18 protein-coding genes are annotated in these 18,507 nt (G+C 71.4%); 6 read left to right on the top strand and 12 right to left on the bottom strand.

All coding sequences use genetic code 11. From position 1 onward, the window contains the following. Position 1: 1 nt before the first annotated feature. The 5 genes from cysD to ACQPZQ_RS36105 all read right to left on the bottom strand — a co-directional run bounded on the left by cysD (position 2) and on the right by ACQPZQ_RS36105 (position 3,845). Positions 2-925: a sulfate adenylyltransferase subunit CysD gene (gene cysD / locus ACQPZQ_RS36125; RefSeq protein ID WP_433288467.1), complete on the bottom strand. Its 924-nt coding sequence runs from the start codon at positions 923-925 to the stop codon at positions 2-4. Between the two features lie 37 nt (positions 926-962). Next, positions 963-1,667 (bottom strand): phosphoadenylyl-sulfate reductase, encoded by a 705-nt coding sequence (locus ACQPZQ_RS36120; protein ID WP_433288465.1) that lies wholly within the window; start codon positions 1,665-1,667, stop codon positions 963-965. A 139-nt stretch (positions 1,668-1,806) separates the two neighbouring features. Then, a complete protein-coding gene (locus tag ACQPZQ_RS36115) occupies positions 1,807-1,974 on the bottom strand; it encodes an Insertion element protein (RefSeq protein ID WP_433288463.1) in 168 nt (55 codons plus the stop codon). A 28-nt stretch (positions 1,975-2,002) separates the two neighbouring features. Next, complete coding sequence (locus tag ACQPZQ_RS36110; protein ID WP_433288461.1) at positions 2,003-3,673, bottom strand: nitrite/sulfite reductase; 1,671 nt, start codon at positions 3,671-3,673, stop codon at positions 2,003-2,005. Positions 3,674-3,761: 88 nt separating this feature from the next. Further along, on the bottom strand, positions 3,762-3,845 hold the full coding sequence (locus ACQPZQ_RS36105; RefSeq protein WP_379659449.1) for a putative leader peptide: 84 nt from the start codon (positions 3,843-3,845) through the stop codon (positions 3,762-3,764). A gap of 119 nt (positions 3,846-3,964) precedes the next feature. On the opposite strand from ACQPZQ_RS36105, the gene ACQPZQ_RS36100 reads away from it, so the two are divergent. Then, positions 3,965-4,579, top strand: a complete 615-nt coding sequence (locus ACQPZQ_RS36100; RefSeq protein WP_433288459.1) for a hypothetical protein — start codon at positions 3,965-3,967, stop codon at positions 4,577-4,579. A gap of 22 nt (positions 4,580-4,601) precedes the next feature. Here ACQPZQ_RS36100 and ACQPZQ_RS36095 read toward each other — a convergent pair whose 3' ends face one another. Next, positions 4,602-6,083, bottom strand: a complete 1,482-nt coding sequence (locus ACQPZQ_RS36095) for an FAD-dependent oxidoreductase (RefSeq protein ID WP_433288457.1) — start codon at positions 6,081-6,083, stop codon at positions 4,602-4,604. A gap of 194 nt (positions 6,084-6,277) precedes the next feature. On the opposite strand from ACQPZQ_RS36095, the gene hemW reads away from it, so the two are divergent. The 3 genes from hemW to ACQPZQ_RS36080 all read left to right on the top strand — a co-directional run bounded on the left by hemW (position 6,278) and on the right by ACQPZQ_RS36080 (position 9,415). After that, positions 6,278-7,438, top strand: a complete 1,161-nt coding sequence (gene hemW, locus ACQPZQ_RS36090) for a radical SAM family heme chaperone HemW (RefSeq protein ID WP_433288455.1) — start codon at positions 6,278-6,280, stop codon at positions 7,436-7,438. A gap of 235 nt (positions 7,439-7,673) precedes the next feature. Then, entirely contained in the window at positions 7,674-8,480 is an 807-nt protein-coding gene (locus tag ACQPZQ_RS36085; protein ID WP_433288453.1) for an esterase/lipase family protein, read from the top strand. Positions 8,481-8,560: 80 nt separating this feature from the next. Next, complete coding sequence (locus ACQPZQ_RS36080; protein ID WP_433288451.1) at positions 8,561-9,415, top strand: DUF2306 domain-containing protein; 855 nt, start codon at positions 8,561-8,563, stop codon at positions 9,413-9,415. Between the two features lie 18 nt (positions 9,416-9,433). On the opposite strand, the gene ACQPZQ_RS36075 is transcribed toward ACQPZQ_RS36080, so the two are convergent. From ACQPZQ_RS36075 to ACQPZQ_RS36050, 6 genes are all read right to left on the bottom strand, one after another. Next, positions 9,434-10,216 carry a methyltransferase domain-containing protein gene (locus ACQPZQ_RS36075; protein WP_433288449.1) on the bottom strand — a complete coding sequence of 261 codons (783 nt, stop codon included), beginning with the start codon at positions 10,214-10,216 and terminating at the stop codon, positions 9,434-9,436. 19 nt (positions 10,217-10,235) lie between these two features. After that, entirely contained in the window at positions 10,236-11,066 is an 831-nt protein-coding gene (locus tag ACQPZQ_RS36070; protein ID WP_433288447.1) for an ABC transporter permease subunit, read from the bottom strand. After that, complete coding sequence (locus ACQPZQ_RS36065; RefSeq protein ID WP_433299517.1) at positions 11,063-12,004, bottom strand: ABC transporter ATP-binding protein; 942 nt, start codon at positions 12,002-12,004, stop codon at positions 11,063-11,065. Before ACQPZQ_RS36065 ends, ACQPZQ_RS36070 begins: the two co-directional genes overlap by 4 nt. An 11-nt stretch (positions 12,005-12,015) precedes the next feature. Further along, complete coding sequence (locus ACQPZQ_RS36060; RefSeq protein WP_433288445.1) at positions 12,016-13,119, bottom strand: hypothetical protein; 1,104 nt, start codon at positions 13,117-13,119, stop codon at positions 12,016-12,018. A 1,787-nt stretch (positions 13,120-14,906) separates the two neighbouring features. After that, the gene (locus ACQPZQ_RS36055) at positions 14,907-15,473 is read right to left on the bottom strand and encodes a hypothetical protein (RefSeq protein WP_433288443.1); all 567 of its coding nucleotides are present in this window, start codon (positions 15,471-15,473) and stop codon (positions 14,907-14,909) included. Positions 15,474-15,544: 71 nt separating this feature from the next. Then, positions 15,545-16,114: a hypothetical protein gene (locus tag ACQPZQ_RS36050; RefSeq protein WP_433288441.1), complete on the bottom strand. Its 570-nt coding sequence runs from the start codon at positions 16,112-16,114 to the stop codon at positions 15,545-15,547. A 318-nt stretch (positions 16,115-16,432) separates the two neighbouring features. Here ACQPZQ_RS36050 and ACQPZQ_RS36045 point away from each other — a divergent pair, with 318 nt between their 5' ends. After that, the gene (locus tag ACQPZQ_RS36045; RefSeq protein ID WP_433288439.1) at positions 16,433-16,906 is read left to right on the top strand and encodes a MarR family winged helix-turn-helix transcriptional regulator; all 474 of its coding nucleotides are present in this window, start codon (positions 16,433-16,435) and stop codon (positions 16,904-16,906) included. A gap of 69 nt (positions 16,907-16,975) precedes the next feature. After that, positions 16,976-18,403, top strand: coding sequence for an MFS transporter (locus tag ACQPZQ_RS36040; RefSeq protein ID WP_433288437.1), 1,428 nt, complete (start codon positions 16,976-16,978; stop codon positions 18,401-18,403). Positions 18,404-18,507: the final 104 nt, after the last annotated feature.

Here is an 18,507-nt window from a genome sequence, read left to right as displayed (position 1 = left end):
GTCAGAAGTACCCCTCGCGCTTGCGGTCTTCCATCGCCGCCTCGGACAGACGGTCGTCGGCACGGGTGGCCCCGCGCTCGGTGAGCCGAGATGCGGTGACCTCTGCGATCACCTCGTCGAGCGTGGTGGCGGTGGACTCGACGGCACCGGTGCACGAGCCGTCGCCGACGGTGCGGTAGCGCACCGACCTGAGCTCCAGGGCCTCGGCCCCGCGCGGTCCGCCCCACGGGCCCTCGGCGAGCCACATCCCGTCACGCCGGAAGACCTCGCGCTGGTGGGCGAAGTAGATCGAGGGCAGCTCGATCCCCTCGCGCTGGATGTAGCGCCAGACGTCCAGCTCGGTCCAGTTCGAGATCGGGAACACCCGCACGTGCTCACCCGGCGCGTGCCGGCCGTTGTAGAGGTTCCACAGCTCCGGACGCTGGCTGCGGGGATCCCACCGGCCGAACGCGTCGCGCAGCGAGAGGATCCGCTCCTTGGCCCGCGCCCGCTCCTCGTCGCGCCGCCCGCCGCCGAACACCGCGTCGAACCGGTGGTCGGTGATGCTGTCGAGCAACGGAGTGGTCTGCAGCGGGTTGCGGGTGCCGTCCGCGCGCTCGACCAGGCGACCGTCGTCGATCCACTCCTGGACGTGCGCCACCTCCAGGCGGAGCCCGAGCCGTGCGACCAGCCGGTCGCGGAAGTCGATGACCTCCGGGTAGTTGTGCCCGGTGTCGACGTGCAGCAGCGGGAACGGCACCGGTGCCGGCGCGAACGCCTTGGCGGCGAGATGCACCAGCAGCGTGGAGTCCTTGCCGCCGGAGAAGAGGATCACCGGACGGTCGAACTCGCCCGCCACCTCGCGGAAGATGTGGATCGACTCGCTCTCCAGGGCGTCCAGCGCATCGAGCGCAGAAGGGGCCGTGAGGGGCAGGGTCGCGGTCACTTGTGGGCCTCCACGGTCGAGAGTGCGTGGATGCGGGTCATGAGACGTGCAGCCCGCACTCGATCTTGCCCGTGCCCGCCCACCGGCCCGAACGCTTGTCGGCGCCGGGTGCCGGCTTCGCCGTGCAGGGCGCGCACCCGATCGACGGGTAGCCCTCCGCGACGAGCGGGTTCACGAGGATCCCGTGCTCGGCGATGTAGTCGTCCATCTCCTCATCGCTCCACGCGGCGATCGGGTTGACCTTCACCAGCCCGAACTTCTCGTCGTACGTGACGAGCGGCGTGTTCGCCCTGGTCGGAGCCTCGACGCGGCGCACCCCCGTGACCCACGCGTCGTAGCCCGCGAGGGTGCGCGAAAGCGGAGCGACCTTGCGCAGCGCGCAGCACTGGTTCGGGTCGCGCGCGAAGAGGTCCTTGCCGAGCAGCGAATCCTGCTCCGCGACGGTGTGCTCCGGCGTGGCGTTCACGATCCGCACGTCGTAGGTGAGCTCGACGGCGTCGCGGGTGCCGATGGTCTCGGCGAAGTGGTAGCCGGTCTCGAGGAACAGCACGTCCACACCGGGGCGCGCGCGGGCGGCCAGGTCGACGAGCACCGCGTCCTGCATGTTCGACGCGACGATCAGCCGCTCGCCGAACGTCTCAGCGGCCCAGGCCAGCACCTGCTCGGCGGTCGCGTCCGGTCCGAGCTCGACCGCTCCCCGCTCCGCAAGCCCACGAAGATCGGTCTCCGTCGCCACACTCATCGCTCGTCCTCGCTGCGCTCGGCCGACCGCTTCGCGGGGGCGCTGTGTTGATGGTTCGCTCCGCCGGCTCCGGCGCTGTGTTGATGGTTCGCTACGCAAGCTCCGGCGCTGTGTTGATGGTTCGCTACGCAAGCTCCGCTCACCGCGACACCTCCGGCACTCCGATTCCGACGAACTTCAGTGAGAACGTCCGCAGACAGGACGCGCAGTACCAGGCGCCGTGGGGCACCCGCTCGGTCTGCTCTGCGGGTCGTAGGTCCTCCTCGCCGCAGTACGGGCAGTAGAAGGGGACCGCGCGCTCGCTCATGTCGCCCCCAGCTCGGTTATACCGGCGATCATTTGAGGTCGTCCTCGGCGGCGCGTGTGACCCACTGCGCAAACCGCTCGCCGTCTTCGCGTTGGGCCACGAAACGCCTGACGATCCGCTCGACGTACTCGCCAAGCTCCGCGCTGGTGACCTTGAGGCCGCGCAGCTTGCGGCCGAAACCGGCGTCGAGACCGAGGCCACCGCCGAGGTGCACCTGGAAGCCTTCGACCTGGTTGCCGCTCGCGTCGGTCACGAGCTGGCCCTTGAGGCCGATGTCGGCCACCTGCGTGCGGGCGCAGGCGTTCGGGCAGCCGTTGAGGTGGATCGAGATCGGGACGTCCGGGCTGACGTCGGCCAGGCGCAGCTCCAGGTCCTCGACGAGCCGGATCGCCCGCTCCTTGGTCTCGACGATGGCGAGCTTGCAGAACTCGATCCCGGTGCAGGCCATGGTCGCGCGCCGCCACGGCGACGGCTCGGCCTGCAGACCCAGGGTGGCGAGCTCCGCCACGAGAGAGGCGACGTTCTCGTCGGGCACGTCGAGCACGACGATCTTCTGCTGCGGGGTGAGCCGCACTCGCTGCGAGCCTGCCGTCTCCGCGGCCTTGGCCAGCGCCACCAGAGTGGAGCCCGAGACGCGCCCCGATGCGGGAGCCACGCCGATGTAGTTGCGGCCGTCGCCCTGCTTGTGCACGCCGACGTGGTCGATCGGGCTCTCGGGGATGGCCGGCGCAGGACCGTCCACCATCTTCTTCCCGAGGTACTCCTCCTCCAGCACGCGGCGGAACTCCGCCACACCCCAGTCGGCGACGAGGAACTTGATCCGGGCGCGGGTGCGCAACCTGCGGTAGCCGTAGTCGCGGAACACCGAGACGATGCCGGCCCAGACGTCGGGAACCTCGTCGAGCGGCACCCACGCCCCGAGCCGCTGGGCGATCTTCGGGTTCGTCGAGAGCCCACCCCCGACCCAGACGTCGAAGCCCGGGCCGTGCTCCGGGTGCTCGACGCCGATGAAGGAGACGTCGTTGACCTCGTGTGCCACGTCCTGTTGCCAGGAGATCGCGGTCTTGAACTTGCGCGGCAGGTTGGAGAACTCGGGGCTGCCGATGTAGCGCTCGATGATCGTGTCGATCGCCGGACGCGGGTCGATCCGTTCGTCCGCGGAGATCCCGGCCACCGGCGAGCCGAGGATGACGCGGGGGGTGTCGCCGCACGCCTCGGTGGTGAGCAGCCCGAGGCCCTCCAGCTTGTTCCAGATCGCGGGCATGTCCTCGATCTGGATCCAGTGGTACTGGATGTTCTGCCGGTCGGTGACGTCCGCGGTGTTGCGCGCGTGGTCCTGCGAGATCTCGCCGACCGCCCGGAGCTGCTCGGTGGTGAGCGCCCCGCCGTCGATGCGCACGCGGAGCATGAAGTAGCGGTCGTCGAGCTCCTCGGGCTCCAGCACCGCGGTGCGGCCGCCGTCGATCCCGGGCCGGCGCTGGGTGTAGAGGCCCCACCAGCGCATACGGCCACGCAGGTCGGCGGGGTCGATCGAGTCGAACCCGCCCTTGGCGTAGATGTTCTCGATGCGGGCGCGGACGTTCAGCCCGTCATCGTCCTTCTTCGTGCGCTCGTTGGGGTTGAGCGGCTCTCGGTAGCCCAGCTTCCACTGGCCTTCGCCGCGCTTGCGCTTGCCGGGAACGGACGTGGTGGGGGGCAAGACGAGCCTCCGGATTGCGGCACGAGGCGGCCGCGGGCGTGCGCGACTGGCCTCTGCGCCGGCTGTGTGTGGTGGTCGGGGCGCGAGATCAGCGCTGTCGACAGAGCGCGCTGCTCACCCGGTGCAGGTCCACGTGGCGCCGGGCCACGAGTCGCAGGGTCAGCGCGGTCACAACGGACAGCGTGCCACTTGTCCGGTCCGCGATCCATCGACGTCCGCATGCTGGGAGCGGGCTCACACGCTTTGCCGAACGGCCCCACCGCGTCGCGCACCCTGCGTACCGTCCCGCGCGTGGAGAGCGGAGTGATCGACCTGCGCAGGCTCAACGGACGGTGGCTGCTGCTCGGGGCGCCGATCCTGTGGGCGCTGAGCGCGGTTGTCGTCGTCGCCGCGGTCCGTGGCGACGTGGACGGAGGGCCGGTGGCCCGGGTGGTCGTCGGGGTGCTGGGAGGGTGCTTCGGGCTGCTCGCCCTTGTCGTGTCCCTGGTCTTGTTCGACCTGCGACGGCCGCGCCGGCTGCTGATCGATCACGAGGGAATCCGCCTCGACACCGGCCGGCGCACACCGGCGTTCCGCCTGGCGTGGACGGAGATCGGAGCGGTCTCCCTGCGCCTCTCCGACAAACGACGGAGAATCCACGCCCGGATCTACTACCGGTGGTTCGATCTACCGCCGACGGCGACGCCGATCGTTGCGGCGCTCGAGCTCTACCCGGCCGACCAGGAGGCCGTACGCCGGCATCCCGAGCTGCGCGGGGCATGGCAGTTGGGTCACGAGCGGTGCTGGCTGTTCGTGATCATGGGCGGCGCGGGCACTCCACCACCGGTCGGCGCGCTCGTGCAGCGGTGGCATCCGGAACTCTGGCGAGGGGAACACTCGGCGTCGCTGCTGGCGGATCCTCGATGAGATCCGCACGTGCGTCTCGCCGTCAGGTCGCCTCGTCCGGAACGGGGTCGCGGCCACGGAGTTCGTTCACCCGCTCGGTCAGCCACCCCAGGCCCTGCCGGCCCGCCGCCTGAGCCCGGCACACCGCCTCCCGTCCGTGCGCCACCGCGGCCCGGGTGATGACGGGCGGCGAGAGCAGCGCATCGGGGTGCACGAGCATGAAACCGGCGGCGGTCGCCGTCGCCTCCACCGTGGTGTCGAGTGGCGCGGCCGTCAGGACGAACCGGGTGAGCAGCCGAGCGATCCGCTCCTGCACGGTGTGGTGCAGCGGGATACCGACACGGAGCTCGTCCATGATCGTCGACATGCGCCAGGCCGCGTCCACCACCAGGCGCTGGCGCTCGAAGAATCCGTACGCGGGAGCGTCGAGGTCCGGTTGGGTGGCCAGGAACGACTCCAGGCACACGGCATGCAGTGCCGCGGACGAGATGCCCTGGCCGTAGGTGGGGTTGAACGACGCCACCGCGTCGCCCACCGCCACGAGCCGCGCCGGGAGCCGGTAGGCGGAGGCGAACTCCCGGCGGCGGCTGTCGCCCATGTGATAGAGCCGGATGGGCCCCAGCGGCTCCCCGGCTGCCGCACGGGTGAAGCGCTCCGGAAGATCGTCACGGATCTGCGCGCGGAAGTCGTCGATCGTGGTGGCGGGCCGGTCCTCGCCGTAGCCGGAGAGCATCACGATGAACCGCTCGCCCTCGATCGGCCCGTAGACAGCGACGTTCGTCCGGCCGGGGAGGTCGCGCAGCAGGGTGATCGGCGGCTCGGGCGGTTGTTCGCTCGGTGCGAAGTACCCCGTGGCGTACGTCAGGGCGATCGGCAGCCGGACGAGCTCCGGGCGCTCCCAGCCGGCCTGCTCCAGCCACTCGCCCAGCCGGCTCGAACGCCCGGTCGCGTCGACGACCAGGTCCGCCCGCTCCACGCGCTCATCGCCGCCGACCTCGACACGGACGCCGGTGACGGTCTCGCCCACGAATTCCAGCCCGGTGGCCCGCCCGGTGAGGACGGTGACCGCGGGAAGCGCGATCACCCGACGGCGGATCATCGCCTCCAGGAACGGGCGGCTGGCCGACATGATCCCCGGGTGGACGCTCCGGAGCCGCCGGTTGCGCCCGGTCAACGCCGGACGCAGATCCGCCGGAGGCGCCACGAAGGCGCCTTCCGCCACGCACGCGGCGGAGAACCCGGGGAACCACCGGTCGAGCTGCATGCGCCCCACCGCCAGCAGCGCATGCACCTGCTGTCCGTGCGGCACGCCACGGCGGGCGTCGGCACTCTCGTCGAGCTCGTCGCGCTCGACGATCACCACCTCGACGGCCGCCCCGGAGAGTGCTCGCGCCGCGAGCAGCCCGGCGACGGAGCCGCCCATCACCACGACCCGCTTCAGCAGGGGCCGCGCGGGGGCGGGAGTCGTCGACCCGACGAGGTCGGCGAACATGCGGGCCGGACTGAGCGGCCGGGAGATCGGCATTCCTGCGGTCCTGTCCCGGGAGCGGCGCCCCGGCAACCGGAGCTTGATCGGGACGTTAGGCCACGATCACCGGAGGCGTCGCGACCCGCTCGGGTGATGTGATCGAGGACTCCGGGGCGAACGGAGCGAGCGGTGGCGAAGGGGACGGACCGGTGAACCCTGTGCCGTCCGACCGACTGGCAGACTGGGATGCCGTGCCCGCCCGTTCGCCCTTCGGGGTCTATGTCCACGTGCCGTTCTGCGCGGCGCGCTGTGGGTACTGCGACTTCAACACCTACACACCGGTCGAGCTGGCCGGCTCGGGAGCGTCGCCGGACGGCTGGCTCGACGCGGTCCGCCGCGAGCTCGATCTCGCGGTGCGCACCGTGGGGCCGCGGGCCGTCGACACCGTGTTCGTCGGCGGCGGCACCCCGTCGCTCCTGGGTGCCGACCGGCTCGGCGAGGTACTCGACGCCATCCGGGGAACGTTCGGGCTCGCCCCGGGCGCCGAGGTGACCACCGAGTCCAACCCCGAGTCGACGTCACCGGAGTTCTTCGCAGGCCTCGTCGAGGCCGGGTTCACGCGGGTGTCGCTGGGGATGCAGTCCGCCGCGCCGCACGTGCTGCGCGTGCTGGAGCGGCGGCACACGCCGGGCCGGGCGGTAGCCGCCGCGCGAGAGGCCCGGGCTGCGGGGATCGTGCACGTCAACCTCGACCTCATCTACGCCACACCCGGCGAGACCGACGACGACTTGCGTGCCTCGCTCGACGCGGTGCTCGATGCGGGAGTGGACCACGTGTCTGCCTACGCCCTGATCGTCGAGGACGGCACGGCGCTGGCTCGCCGCGTGGCTCGGGGAGAGTTGCCCGCCCCCGACGACGACGTGGCCGCGGCCCGCTACGAGCTGATCGACGATCGTCTCGATGCAGCCGGTTTGCGCTGGTACGAGGTTTCGAACTGGGCCGCGTCCGAGCCGGCGGCCTGCCGGCACAACCTCGGGTACTGGCTCGACGGGGACTGGTGGGGGCTCGGTCCGGGCGCGCATTCGCACCTGTCCGGCGTCCGGTGGTGGAACGTGAAGCACCCGGCCCGGTACGCGTCGCTGCTGGCCGAGGGAGAGTCGCCGGAGGCCGGGCGCGAGGTGCTGACCGAGTCGGAACGCCACACCGAGCGCGTGATGCTGCGGCTACGCCTGGCGGCGGGCCTGCCTCTGGACCTCCTCGACGACGACGGCCGCGCCGCCGCCGTCCGTGCGGCAGAGGACGGGCTGCTCGACCCTGCGGCACTCCCCACCGGCCGCGCGGTGCTGACCCGCCGCGGCCGCCTCCTCGCCGACGGGGTGATCAACTCCCTCCTGGCAGGAGCTCCTGTGTGACAACACCCGCGAGGCGCCCCTTCCCAGCGCGCGAGTCGCCCGGTTCGCGTGGGCGAGTCGCCCCTGATCGAGGGCATGCGGCTGTGAGCCCGGACGTGTCCGGGCGATCCGGCCCCTCCCGTGCGATGGGCAACTCGCGGGGCCGGCGCGAGTCGCCTGGTTTCTGCGGGGGAGTTACCCCTGGTCGTGGACGTGTGGTTGTGGGGACCGGGGTGCGCGGGTGGGTGGATCACCTGTGAGTCCGCGGCGGCGGTTGTTGGTTGCGCTGGTCGGGGTGCTCGTCGTCGCGCTCGTCGTGGTGGTCGGGATTCGCTTCGTCGGGGGTGGGGGCGGGGCCGCCGGGCCCGCTGCGCTGCCGCTGCCACCCCAGGACCGGCCCGGCCCTGTGCTGCTCGTTCCCGGCTACGGCGGTTCTCGCGACAGCTTGCTCACCCTCGCCCGGCGTATCGAGGCGACCGGCCGTACCGCCGAGGTGCTGACGTTGCCGGGCAACGGCACGGGGGACCTGTCCGCGCAGGTCGACCTGCTCGACGGGGCCGTGCGGAACGCGCTGGCGGCGGGGGCGCCGTCGGTGGACGTGATCGGATACTCGGCGGGCGGGGTGGTCGCCGGGCTGTGGGTCGCGCGCGACGGCGGCGCCACCAAGGCCCGCCGGGTGATCACGCTGGGCTCGCCCCTCGCCGGCACGACGGTGGCGGCGGCCGCGGTGGCGAGCGCGCCGGACGCCTGCCCGGCCGCGTGCCGGGAGCTGGCCCCGGGCAGCGCCGACCTCGTCGAGTTGGCCAATGCGAAGGTCGGGACGGCGCTGCCGTGGCTCTCGATCTGGACCACCGACGACCAGGTCGTCACCCCGCCGGACTCGGCGCGGCTCGACGGCGCGGTGAACGTGCCGGTGCAGTCGATCTGCCCAGGTGCCGCGGTGAGCCATGGCGGACTGCCGACGGACGCCGCCGTCACAGGTCTCGTGCTGGAGGCGATCTCGCCGTCCGCCCTCCCGACGGGCGGGGACTGCGCAGCCCTGCGGGCCGCAGGAGCGGGCTGACGGTCGCGCCAGGAGCCGATCGCAGGCGACATGGACACCTGACGCGGAACGAACCCGGCGCAGAACAGCGACATGTGGCCATGTCGCGCCCGGGCCGGGTTGTCGGTGACCGCGGTGGGGTGTTCCCCACCACCGGACGGTGGCGCACCGGCATGTCGGCGAGCCCGTGGGAGCGGAGGGTGAACGCACTGCTCCCGAGCTCGGAGGTTCCCCCGGTGTCCGCCACATCCACTGTCCGCAGATTCCGGACGCTCGCCGTCCCGCTGGCCGTGCTGACCGTCGTGTTCCTCGTGATCTCGCTACCGCCCTACCTCGGGCTCGATCCCGCGAAGGCCCGCCTGCCCGTCCCCGAGGACGTCCCGTGGTTCTACCCCGCGCTCGTGGCGCACATCGGGTTCGGCTCGATCGCGCTGTTGACGGCGGCGCTGCAGGTGTGGCCGTGGCTGCGACGGACCCATCCCGCCGTCCACCGCTGGAGCGGCCGGATCTACCTCGGGCTCGGCGTCATCCCGGGCGGGGTTGCTGTGCTGGCGGTCGCACCGTTCGGGCAGACGGGCGGGCCGACCGGCCAGGTCGCGAACACGATGCTGGCGCTGCTCTGGCTGGCCACGGCGGTGGCGGGCTACCGGGCCGCCCGGGCCCGGCGGTTCGGTGAGCATCGCGAGTGGATGGTGCGCAACGTGGCCCTGACGTTCTCCATCGTCGCGAACCGGCCGTGGAGCATGCTGTGCATCGCCGTGTTCGCCCCCGAGGTGATGGGCACCGGTCCGGTCGATCCGGCCGTACTCGCTCAGGCCGCCGGCGTGTCGATGTGGCTGAGCTGGGTGGTGAACCTGCTGGTCGCCGAGTACTGGCTACACCGCACCCGCACGCGGCGCGGCGTTCGGGGCGGTCCCACGGCCAAGCATCGGCAGCCGGTGCCTGCCACGTCCTGATCGAGTCCCGATGTGGAATCAGGTGACGGTCGCGAGGAAGACGTACCGGTTGAGACTGAACAGGTAGTCGCCCTCGTCGGCACGGGCGCGCAGGTCGTCGAGCCAGGCCTGCGCGTCCTCCGCTGTGAGGCCGCGGCGGCCCACCACGAACTCCGCGATCAGCTCCATGATGTTGGCGCTGAATGCCTCGCTGTGCAGCCGCGGATTGAACAGCACCACGACCCGCTCCTCGGGCACGGTGAAGCCGGCACGCCGCAGCAACCCTGCCAGCGTGCTCGGCAGGTGCGGATGGACGAGGTGCTCCTCCCACGCCGCGATGACCCGCTCGTGCAGCTCACGGTCCGCCACGTGCCACACCGCCGAGTCCCAGTCGGTATCCAGGATCAGCGCGCGGCCGCCGGGTCGCAGCACCCGGCGCAGCTCCGCGAGCGCCTGCGGCACATCGGGCACGTACTCGTAGACCTGCGTGGAGACGGCCGCGTCGAACGAGGCGTCCGGGTAGGGCAGGGCCGCCGCGTCGCCGTCGTCGATGTGGATCCAGGCCCTGCTCGCGCAGCGGGACCGGGCGATCGTGTTCATCGCCTCGCTGACATCGAGCCCACACACGGTGCCCGTCGGCCCGACGGCGTCGGCCAGCGACACGGCCAGGTATCCGGGCCCGGAGCCGATATCGAGCACCCGCTCGCCGGGCTGCGGCGCGAGCAACGCCAGTACCTGCGCCCGCTGGGCCACGACGTCGGGAGTGGCGTAGGTCCGCTCGACGTGGCGAGCGGCCTGCTCGTCGAACTCCAGCGCGGCCATGGCGCTGAGGTTATGCCCGTCAGCTCGTGACGTCCTTGGTCGCGAAGTTTGCCCATGCTGCTCCGAACGCGACCAGCACGTACGACAGCTGGACCTCCGCCCCCTGACGGACGGCAGTCCACAGGATCGGCACGCGGTAGAGGTCGATCCACGCCAGCCAGTGCGTGGTCGGGAGGTAGAAGCGGATGGCGGCGGCCGCGTCCAGCGGCAGCAGCGACGCGCTGACGACGACCACCGCGAGCACCCCGAGCGCGGCGGCGAGAGGGGAGTCGGTGACGGTGGAGAAGAAGAGCCCTATCGCCCCCAGCGCGAGCATGCACAGCGCGAGGTAGCCGACGACGATCGCGGTTCGGGTGGCCAGCCCCATGGGGGTGATCACCGGACCGGACAGCGACGTGATGCCAACGGCTCCGCCCGCTGCGGCGCCTGCGCCGAAACCGAACGCCGCGACCCCCACGACGTAGCTGGTGAGCGTCACCAGCGCGACGGCGATCAGCACGAACGCCGCCACCGACACGAGCTTGGCCGTCAGCAGCCGCAGCCGTCCGACCGGGCGGACCACCAGGTAGCGCAGCATTCCGGTGCTCGCCTCGCCCGCGATCGCGTCCCCGGCCACGACGGCCACCGTGATCGGCAGGAACACCGGGAGCACCAGGGCCAGCGCGGCCGCCGGGAAGAGCTGCCCGTTGTCGAGCACGGCCGAGAGGAACGCGGGGCCCTGCCCGGGCGCCGGAGCCAGCCGAGTGGTGGCGAGCAGTACCGCGACCAACGCGGGCAGCGCGCACAGCAACACCCAGCACAGCCACACCCGCCGGCGGCGCAGCATCAGCCGCAGCTCGACGCCGATCACGGGGCCTCCTCGGCGTTCGGAGGCGTGATCGACGTCCTGTCCACCCGGTCCGAGCCGGCTCCGGTGACCGCCAGCACCACCTGTTCCAAGGAGCGGCGTAGCGGGGTCAGCTCCGTCACGGCGATTCCGGCGGCGACCAGCCGGGCGTTGAGCGCGGCGGGGTCTTCCTCCCGCACGACCACGGCGTCTCCGCTGCGTTCCACGACCTGCCCGTCCAGCAAACCGACCACCGCGGCCGGGTGCGGCGACCGCAGCAGCACCTGGCCGGTCGGCGTGCGCAGCGTCTCGAGGTCGTCGGTCAGCACGAGTCGCCCGGCGTCCATCACACCGACACGGGTGCACAGCGCCTCCACCTCGGTGAGCAGATGGCTCGACAGCACCACCGTCGTCCCGCGCTCGTTGAGCGCGATCAGCAGGTCCCGGACCTCCCCGATGCCACGGGGGTCGAGGCCGTTGGTCGGCTCGTCCAGCAGCAAGAGCTCCGGCCCGCGTAGCAGCGCCGCCGCGATGGCGAGGCGTTGCCGCATGCCAAGGGAGTAGGCCCGGACGGGACGGCGGTCGATGCCGCCGAGCCCCACGCGCTGCAGGACGTCCTCGATTCTGGCGCGACGGTCGCGCCACCTGCCCCCGGATCCCGCGGCGTCGAGCAGGCGCAGGTTGGCCCGTCCGGACAGGTGCGGCCAGGCGGCCGGGCCCTCGACGAGCGCGCCCACACGGGGAAGCACACTGGCCGAGTGGCGGGGCATCGCGCGCCCCAGCAGCTCCACCGACCCGGACGTCGGGTGCACCAGGCCGAGCAGCATCCGCACGAGCGTGGTCTTGCCCGAGCCGTTGGGTCCGAGCAGCCCGAAGCGGCTGCCGGCGGGGACGTGCAGGTCCACGGCGTTCACGGCGGTGACGTGGCCGAAGCGTTTGGTGAGGCCGGCGGTGCTGATCACGAGTCCGGTCGTCACGCCCTCCTCCGCTCCGCGATCTCCCGCACGGCCTGGTCCAGCAACTCCGGCACGACCGGCCCGATGAGGAGGGCTCCGCTGCGCCCGGCCGCCATGGCGGCGACCGACACCAGCGGCGTGGCCAGCCGGACCGCCTGCCCGGACGGGACAGAGACCACTGTGGCCCCTGCCGCCGTCGCGTCGCCGACCACGCGCGCGGCGAATTCCTGCGTCGCGGGCACCAGCGCGAACCTGGCCAGACCCGATCCGTAGATCCCTGAGCCGGGCAGCTGGGCGTCCGGCGTGCCCGACCGCGGTGCCCGGGCGAGGCCCGCGAGCCGCCGCGGCGCCGGTGGCGCGTCGAGCTGGCGGAAGGCTCCGCTGACATCGGCCGCCGACGTCGCCACCGATGCCGCTCCGGGCGGGACGGTCGGCATGAGCTCCGACGGGTCCGGCCCGCGGTCCACGACGTCGATCAGCTCGCTGGTCAGCAGCGGCGGACCGCCACGCGGCGCCACCTCGACACGCAGCGGCAACGCGGTGGCGGGATCGGCCCAGACGTCGACGGTGCCGATCGTGGTCGCCGGATCGGACGGGGTCAGCCGCAGACCGGCGGCCGTCCGTCCCGCAACTCGCCGGGGTGGCAGTGACGTGACCGGGCCCGCGTCAGGACCCAGCAACCGCCGCGCGATGGTGGGCGGGAGCAGGTCGGCGGCGCGGGGCAGCCGCAGCGGGGCCTGACCGACCACCCGAGTGACCTGGTCACCCCCGAAGTCCCAGAGGTACTGGGTCCCGTCGAGGTGGTAGGTGTCGCGCTCGCCGGCAGGGGTCAGCTCGGCGACACGCCAGCGGTCCGCGCCCGCGACGAAGGCGCGGATCCGGGTGGTGGAGGTGAACAGCGCGATCGCCGATCCGAGCTGCGGAATCTGCGGCAGGCCCAACCGTCCGATGCTCTCCGCGTAGCCGACGTGGGGTGGAACGGCGCCGAGGATCCGACGGCGCAGATCTGCGGGCTCGACCTCGACCGCACCGGCGGGCCACGGCACCGCGCCCGCTGCGACGAGGCCAGCGGCCCCGGCCGCGACGAGGAGCCACCGCCGGCTGAAGCGTTGGCCAGCCACGGCACCCACACTGCCACCGGCCCGGGTGGTCAGCACCTTCGCCGGTTCGGAGAAGCCCCTTTCGGTGGGGTTCCTCGGCCCGAATCGCTGATGATGAGGGGCAGTGGGTGGGCCCGTCGCGGGGATCTGGGAGGGCCCAGCTGCGGGAGGCGGCTCGGATCGCCGCATGGCCATCGGCGGCGACGTCCGGGGGGCCCTGGCGGCAATCCATGATCGCCGTCTCGGGCCCTGGGGCCGCTTTTCGCGCGGTTCCGTGGTCCCAATCGATGATCATGAGGTCGCGGGGCTTGGGGTGGGGCCGCGGGGCCGCGGGGGATCTGGGCGGCCCAGCGGTGCGAGGGGCGGGCCGGGGTCCCGCTTGATCGCTGCACGGCTGTCGGCGGCCACGTCCCGGGGGAGCCGTGGTTGCCCATGATCACCGTTTCGGGGTCGGTAACCGCTCAGGGCACGGCCGCGCGTCCCCGTTCGTTGATCATGGTTGCTGGTCGCCCGACGGCTGGTCCGCGTGCGGTTCGTGATCATCGCTTTGGGCCCGCCAACCGCTCAGGACACGGCTGCGGGTCCACATTCGTTGATCATGACGACTCGCCGCCCGTCGGCTGATCCGCGCGCAGTTCATGATCATCGTTTCGGGACCCGCGGCCGGGGTTGGCACGGTTCTGTGGTCCCAATCGATGATCATGGGCTCGCGGGGCTTGAGGTGGGGCGGCGGGGGATCTGGGCGGCCGGTGGTGCGAGGGGCGGGCCGGGGTCCCGCTTGATCGCTGCACGGCTGTCGGCGGCCACGTCCCGGGGCAGCCGTGGCTGCCTCATGATCACCGTTTCGGGCCTCGCTGCCGCTCTAGGCGCGGTTGTGCGTCCCGAACCGATGATCACAAGGGCAGCGGGTGGGCTGCTGCCAAGGGGATCTGGGCGGGCCAGCCGCGGGAGGCGGCTCGGACTGTCCTGATCGCTGCGCTGCCGCCGGCGTCCACGTCCTGGGGGAGCTGCGGCTGTTCCATGATCACTGTTTCGGGCCTGGTAACCGCTCAGGGCGCGGCTGCGCGTCCCCGTTCGTTGATCACGGTTGCTGGTTACCTGATGGCTGGTCCGCGCGCGGTCCATGATCATCGTTTCGGGACCCGTGGCCGCGGTGGGCGCGGTTCCGTGGTCCCAATCGATGATCATGACGTCGCAGGCGCTTGGGGTGGGGGCCGCGGGGGATCTGGGCGGGCCCAGCGGTGTGAGGGGCGGGTCGGGGTGCCGCCTGATCGCTGCATGACTGTCGGCGGCCATGTCCCCGGGGGAGCCGTGGTTGCCCCATGATCACCGCTTCGGGCCTGGCAACCGCTCAGGACACGGTTGCGCGCCCCCGTTCGTTGATCATGGTTGTTGGTCGCCCGATGGCTGACTCGCGGCTGTTCCATGATCACTGTTTTGGGCCTGGCAACCGCTCAGGACACGGTTGCGCGTCCCCGTTCGTTGATCATGGTCGGTGTCCACCTGTCGGCTGATTCGCGCGCGCTTCATGATCATCGTTTCGGGACCCGCAGCTGCGATTGACACGGTTGCGCGTCCACAAACGTTGATCAAGGGCGCAAACGGCCGCCTGAGAGGGAGTGGGACCTGCTCTGCGCCGGCTCAAGGCCGTCGGCGGCGAGGTCGACGGCCGAACTGCTCGCCCCGGGGAAGCGCTCAACACGAAGCCGGCCGGTCCTGCCGGCCCGGCGACCGGCCGATGCCGAGGCGGACGCGCAGGTGGTCGTTCGTACCCCCGCAGAGGCAGATGGAGCGCAGGGATCTCGGCGTCAGCCGCGGAGGTAGGCCTCGCCGCGCGGGGAGAGCCGGTAGCCGACCTGGAGGCTCTCGGTCAGGCCGAGCTCCTTGAGTTTGCGCACGTCACGCTTGAACGGGAGCGTCTCCCGGCCCAGCTGTGCGGCGAGGTCGGGGGCGCGGATGCCGGGGTTGCCGGCGATCAGGTCGAGCACCGTGGAGGTCCATGGGCCGATGCGCGACGCGCGGTCCAGACGGTCCAGCCGCTTGGTCAGCTCCGCGCGTTCCTCGGCGTTCAGACTCGCCCGGGACCGCAGCTCGACGCGCGGATCCGGACCGGCGACCCGCAGCCGGATGCGGAAGAGCTGCCCATCGCCCGGTTGTGCGGCGAGTAGCGCCGGGAGGTCGGCGAAACCGGCGGCGTGGGCGTCCTGCTCGGTGAGGGAGGTGGGTTCCACCGGTTCGACCGTGGTGAACTCCAGCACGCCGACGGGGGTGCGCTGTGTGCCGCCCGGGCGCACCCGGGGCCGGTCCCAGCGCCGGAACACCGCGGTGACGGTGCCCGCCGCGATTGCGTCCAGGGTGATGCGCCGGATCAGCACAGGGCGAATCCTCCCAGCAGCCCGTGCGCGGTGACCAGCGCGAACACCCGTCACCGCGCACGGGGCGGAGGTCAGAACTCCTCGCCGCCGAAGTCCTCAGCGCCGGCGAACTCCTCGCCGCCGGCGAAATCCTCCTCGCCGCCGGCCATGTCGTCCTCGTCGTCGTCGAAGAAGGCGTCGGCAATGGCGGTGCCGATGAACGCGCCTGCGACGCTGGCCAGGAGCGTGCCGGCGATCATGCTGCCCATGCCAGGCCCCTGACGGCCGCCGCCGAGCGTGCGCTCCATCGTGCCGGGGTTGTGCATCTCGGCACGGGTCGCCATCCGTGCCATCTCCCGCGGGTCGGTGGAGCGCGCCCGCTCCGCCTCGGGCACGTTGGTGCTCATCTCGGCGAGCACCCGTGAGCGCTGCTCTGGAGTGAGCTTGGCGAACGCCTCGGCGTGTGCCTGCTCGATGGTCTCGGGGGGTGCGGTCTTCAGCATGTACCTGTACCGCTCGACGGCGACCTCGTCAGGGTCGCGATCGTGGTCGTGGCCGTACTGCGGCCGGTGATGATCGTGCGCCCGGTGATGATCGTGCGTGGGGTGCGCGGTGTGCGCCGGCTGAGCGAAGCGTTCCCTCAGCTTGTCGAAGAGGCCCATCAGCGCGCGGCTCCCTGGCGTCGTTCTTCGCGAAGTTCGCGAAACGGATGATCCACGCCAACCCAACGATCACACCCGGCCGGGAGTTCCGCGGAACCTGCGCGGGTAGCCGACCGGTAACGGCGAGGTGGCGCGCCGGTGCCGCCACGCCCTGCACTCGTGTCCTGCTAATCCTTTTTCCACTAGTTTAACCATTCATTCCAATATGGTCGTTATGCGATGTTTCGGGTGATCGAAATTGCCTCTTCCGTGAACGCCATCACGCCAGTAGTCTCACGGCGGACATCATTTCGGGCACCGGACAGTGCGGACACCAAAGTGATCAACGACGATACTGAAACTTTCGACGAGGTCGGCTCTGATGCCGGCATCGGAGAAGTGCTTCTCGCCCTCGGAGGGCGACTCACCAGGTTGCAGACCGAGATTCTCGCCGGGCTCGACCAGTCCCTCACTATTCGGCAGTACCGAATTCTGTCCCGGGTCGGGAGCGGGCACACCTCGCTCACCGCCTTGTGCAAACTTGCGCACCGCAACCCGTCCACGATGTCCGAGAGCGTGGACAAGATGGTCACCCGCGGATTCCTCATTCGCGGCACGTCCGACACCAGCCGTCGCACGATGCGGCTCGCGCTCACCCCGCTGGGCGTGGAAGCCCGGGATGCGGCGCGGCGGGCTCTCGAGAAGTTCGCCGCCGAGCTCACCGCCGGGCTGCCCGCGGAGATGTGCTCCCCACTCCTTCCGGCGCTGCGCCGGATCTACTTCGACACCCAGGGTCACCTGGACAACCGCTGATCGCGCGGCCCACCCGAACGGCCTCCGCGACACACATTCAGCTTCGCGCCACAAGGAGGTGGTATCTCCATGTCCCACCACGCCGCGACCGCCCCCGGTTCCAGCTCGCTGCTCACCCGGCTGGACGAATCCGGATTTACCAATCGGCATCTGACGCTCTACCTGACGGTCCTGACCGGGCATTTCCTGTGCGGTTTCGTCATCAACGTAACCGGGGTCACCCTCCCCGGAATCATCGGCACGTTCCATCTCGCCAGTGAGCAGGCCGGCTTCTACTCGTCGGTCCTGTTCGCGGGAATGCTCGTGGGCGCGGCGCTCGCGGGTTCGGTCTCCGACAGGTTCGGACGCCGGGTTCCACTGGCCGCCAGTATCGCGATCTACGCCGTGTTCTGCCTCGCAGCGGTGTTCGCCTGGAGCTTTCCGTCGCTGCTGGTGTTCCGCGGGCTGCAGGGTGTCGGCCTCGGCGCGGAGATCGCGGTGGTGCTGCCCTACATCGCCGAGTTCGCGCCCTCCCGCCACCGCGGCCCGATGGTCACCATGGCCACCTCCGCCTGGCTCATCGGCACGCCGGTGGCCGCCGCGATCGGTGCGCTGGTGGTGCCCGCGTTCTCCTGGCGCGCCATGTTCGTGATCGGGACGCTGCCGGTCATCGTCAGCCTGTTCATGCTGGCCCGGCTCCCGGAGTCGGTGCGCTACCTGCTGCGCAGCGGACGGCCACAGGATGCGCTCCGGATCGTCGACCGGCTCTGCCCGGACTCGCGCGGCGCCACGGGTGACATCACCGCAACGCACAGTGGACCGCAGGAATCCGCCGGGTCGCTGCGCACCCTGGTCGGGCGCTCCTACCTCCGCTACACCATCGCGCTGTGGATCATGGAGGTGTGCGGTGGGGCGTTCCTCTACGGCCTCTCCGGCTGGCTGCCCTCCGTGCTGGAGGGCCAGGGCGTCGGCCTGCTCAAGAGCTTCGGCTACACCGCGATCATCACCGCTGTGGGTGTGGTGGGCAGCATCCTGGCAGGCCAGCTGATCAACCGGATCGGCCGCCGGGTCGTGCTCGGCGTGTCGTTCCTGGTCAGCGGGCTGCTCTGCTTCGTGTGGGGCACCGCGTCGGCAGCCGTCGCGGTGGTGGTGCTCGGCTCGCTCGCCACCTTCTTCGGCAGCGGGCTGGGTGGAGCCACGCTCTTCGCCTACGCCAGCGAGCTGTACCCGACGTCGAGCCGGGCCACCGGCATCGGCTGGGCCGCCGCGATGCAGAAGGTGGGCGGCCTCGTGATGCCGGTGCTGGTCGGTTTCGTGCTGGCCATGCAGACCTCGCGTTACGCGTTCTTCCTGCTCTTCGGCGTCATCTCGATCGTCGCCGGCATCATCGCCTTCGCCGCCACCTTCGAGACGAAGGGCAAGACGGTGGAGGAGGTGGCGCGGGAGGTCGCCGCTGGTCGGGGTGCCCCGGTCGTCGCCCCGGCGGCACTGGCGGATGCGGGGCCGGCAGGCTCCTGACGCCCCCGGGCAGGCTCTCCACCCCGCCGGAACGTGCGGTCGGCCACCGGCGGGGCGATGATGAGCGCTCAACTCGTGGAGAACACCTAGACTGGTGAGAACAC

Source organism: Pseudonocardia sp. CA-142604 (assembly GCF_050948475.1).
GTDB classification, from domain to species: domain Bacteria; phylum Actinomycetota; class Actinomycetes; order Mycobacteriales; family Pseudonocardiaceae; genus Pseudonocardia; species Pseudonocardia alaniniphila.
This window is presented reverse-complemented; position numbering and strand designations above follow the sequence as displayed.

Excerpts from the sequence above, each read along its gene's own strand:
- ACQPZQ_RS36115 (WP_433288463.1), bottom strand. The coding sequence starts at position 1,974 with ATGAGCGAGCGCGCGGTCCCCTTCTACTGCCCGTACTGCGGCGAGGAG.
- ACQPZQ_RS36075 (WP_433288449.1), bottom strand. The coding sequence starts at position 10,216 with ATGGCCGCGCTGGAGTTCGACGAGCAGGCCGCTCGCCACGTCGAGCGG.
- ACQPZQ_RS36080 (WP_433288451.1), top strand. The coding sequence starts at position 8,561 with ATGTCGCGCCCGGGCCGGGTTGTCGGTGACCGCGGTGGGGTGTTCCCC.
- ACQPZQ_RS36040 (WP_433288437.1), top strand. The coding sequence starts at position 16,976 with ATGTCCCACCACGCCGCGACCGCCCCCGGTTCCAGCTCGCTGCTCACC.
- ACQPZQ_RS36120 (WP_433288465.1), bottom strand. The coding sequence starts at position 1,667 with ATGAGTGTGGCGACGGAGACCGATCTTCGTGGGCTTGCGGAGCGGGGA.
- ACQPZQ_RS36050 (WP_433288441.1), bottom strand. The coding sequence starts at position 16,114 with ATGGGCCTCTTCGACAAGCTGAGGGAACGCTTCGCTCAGCCGGCGCAC.
- ACQPZQ_RS36095 (WP_433288457.1), bottom strand. The coding sequence starts at position 6,083 with ATGCCGATCTCCCGGCCGCTCAGTCCGGCCCGCATGTTCGCCGACCTC.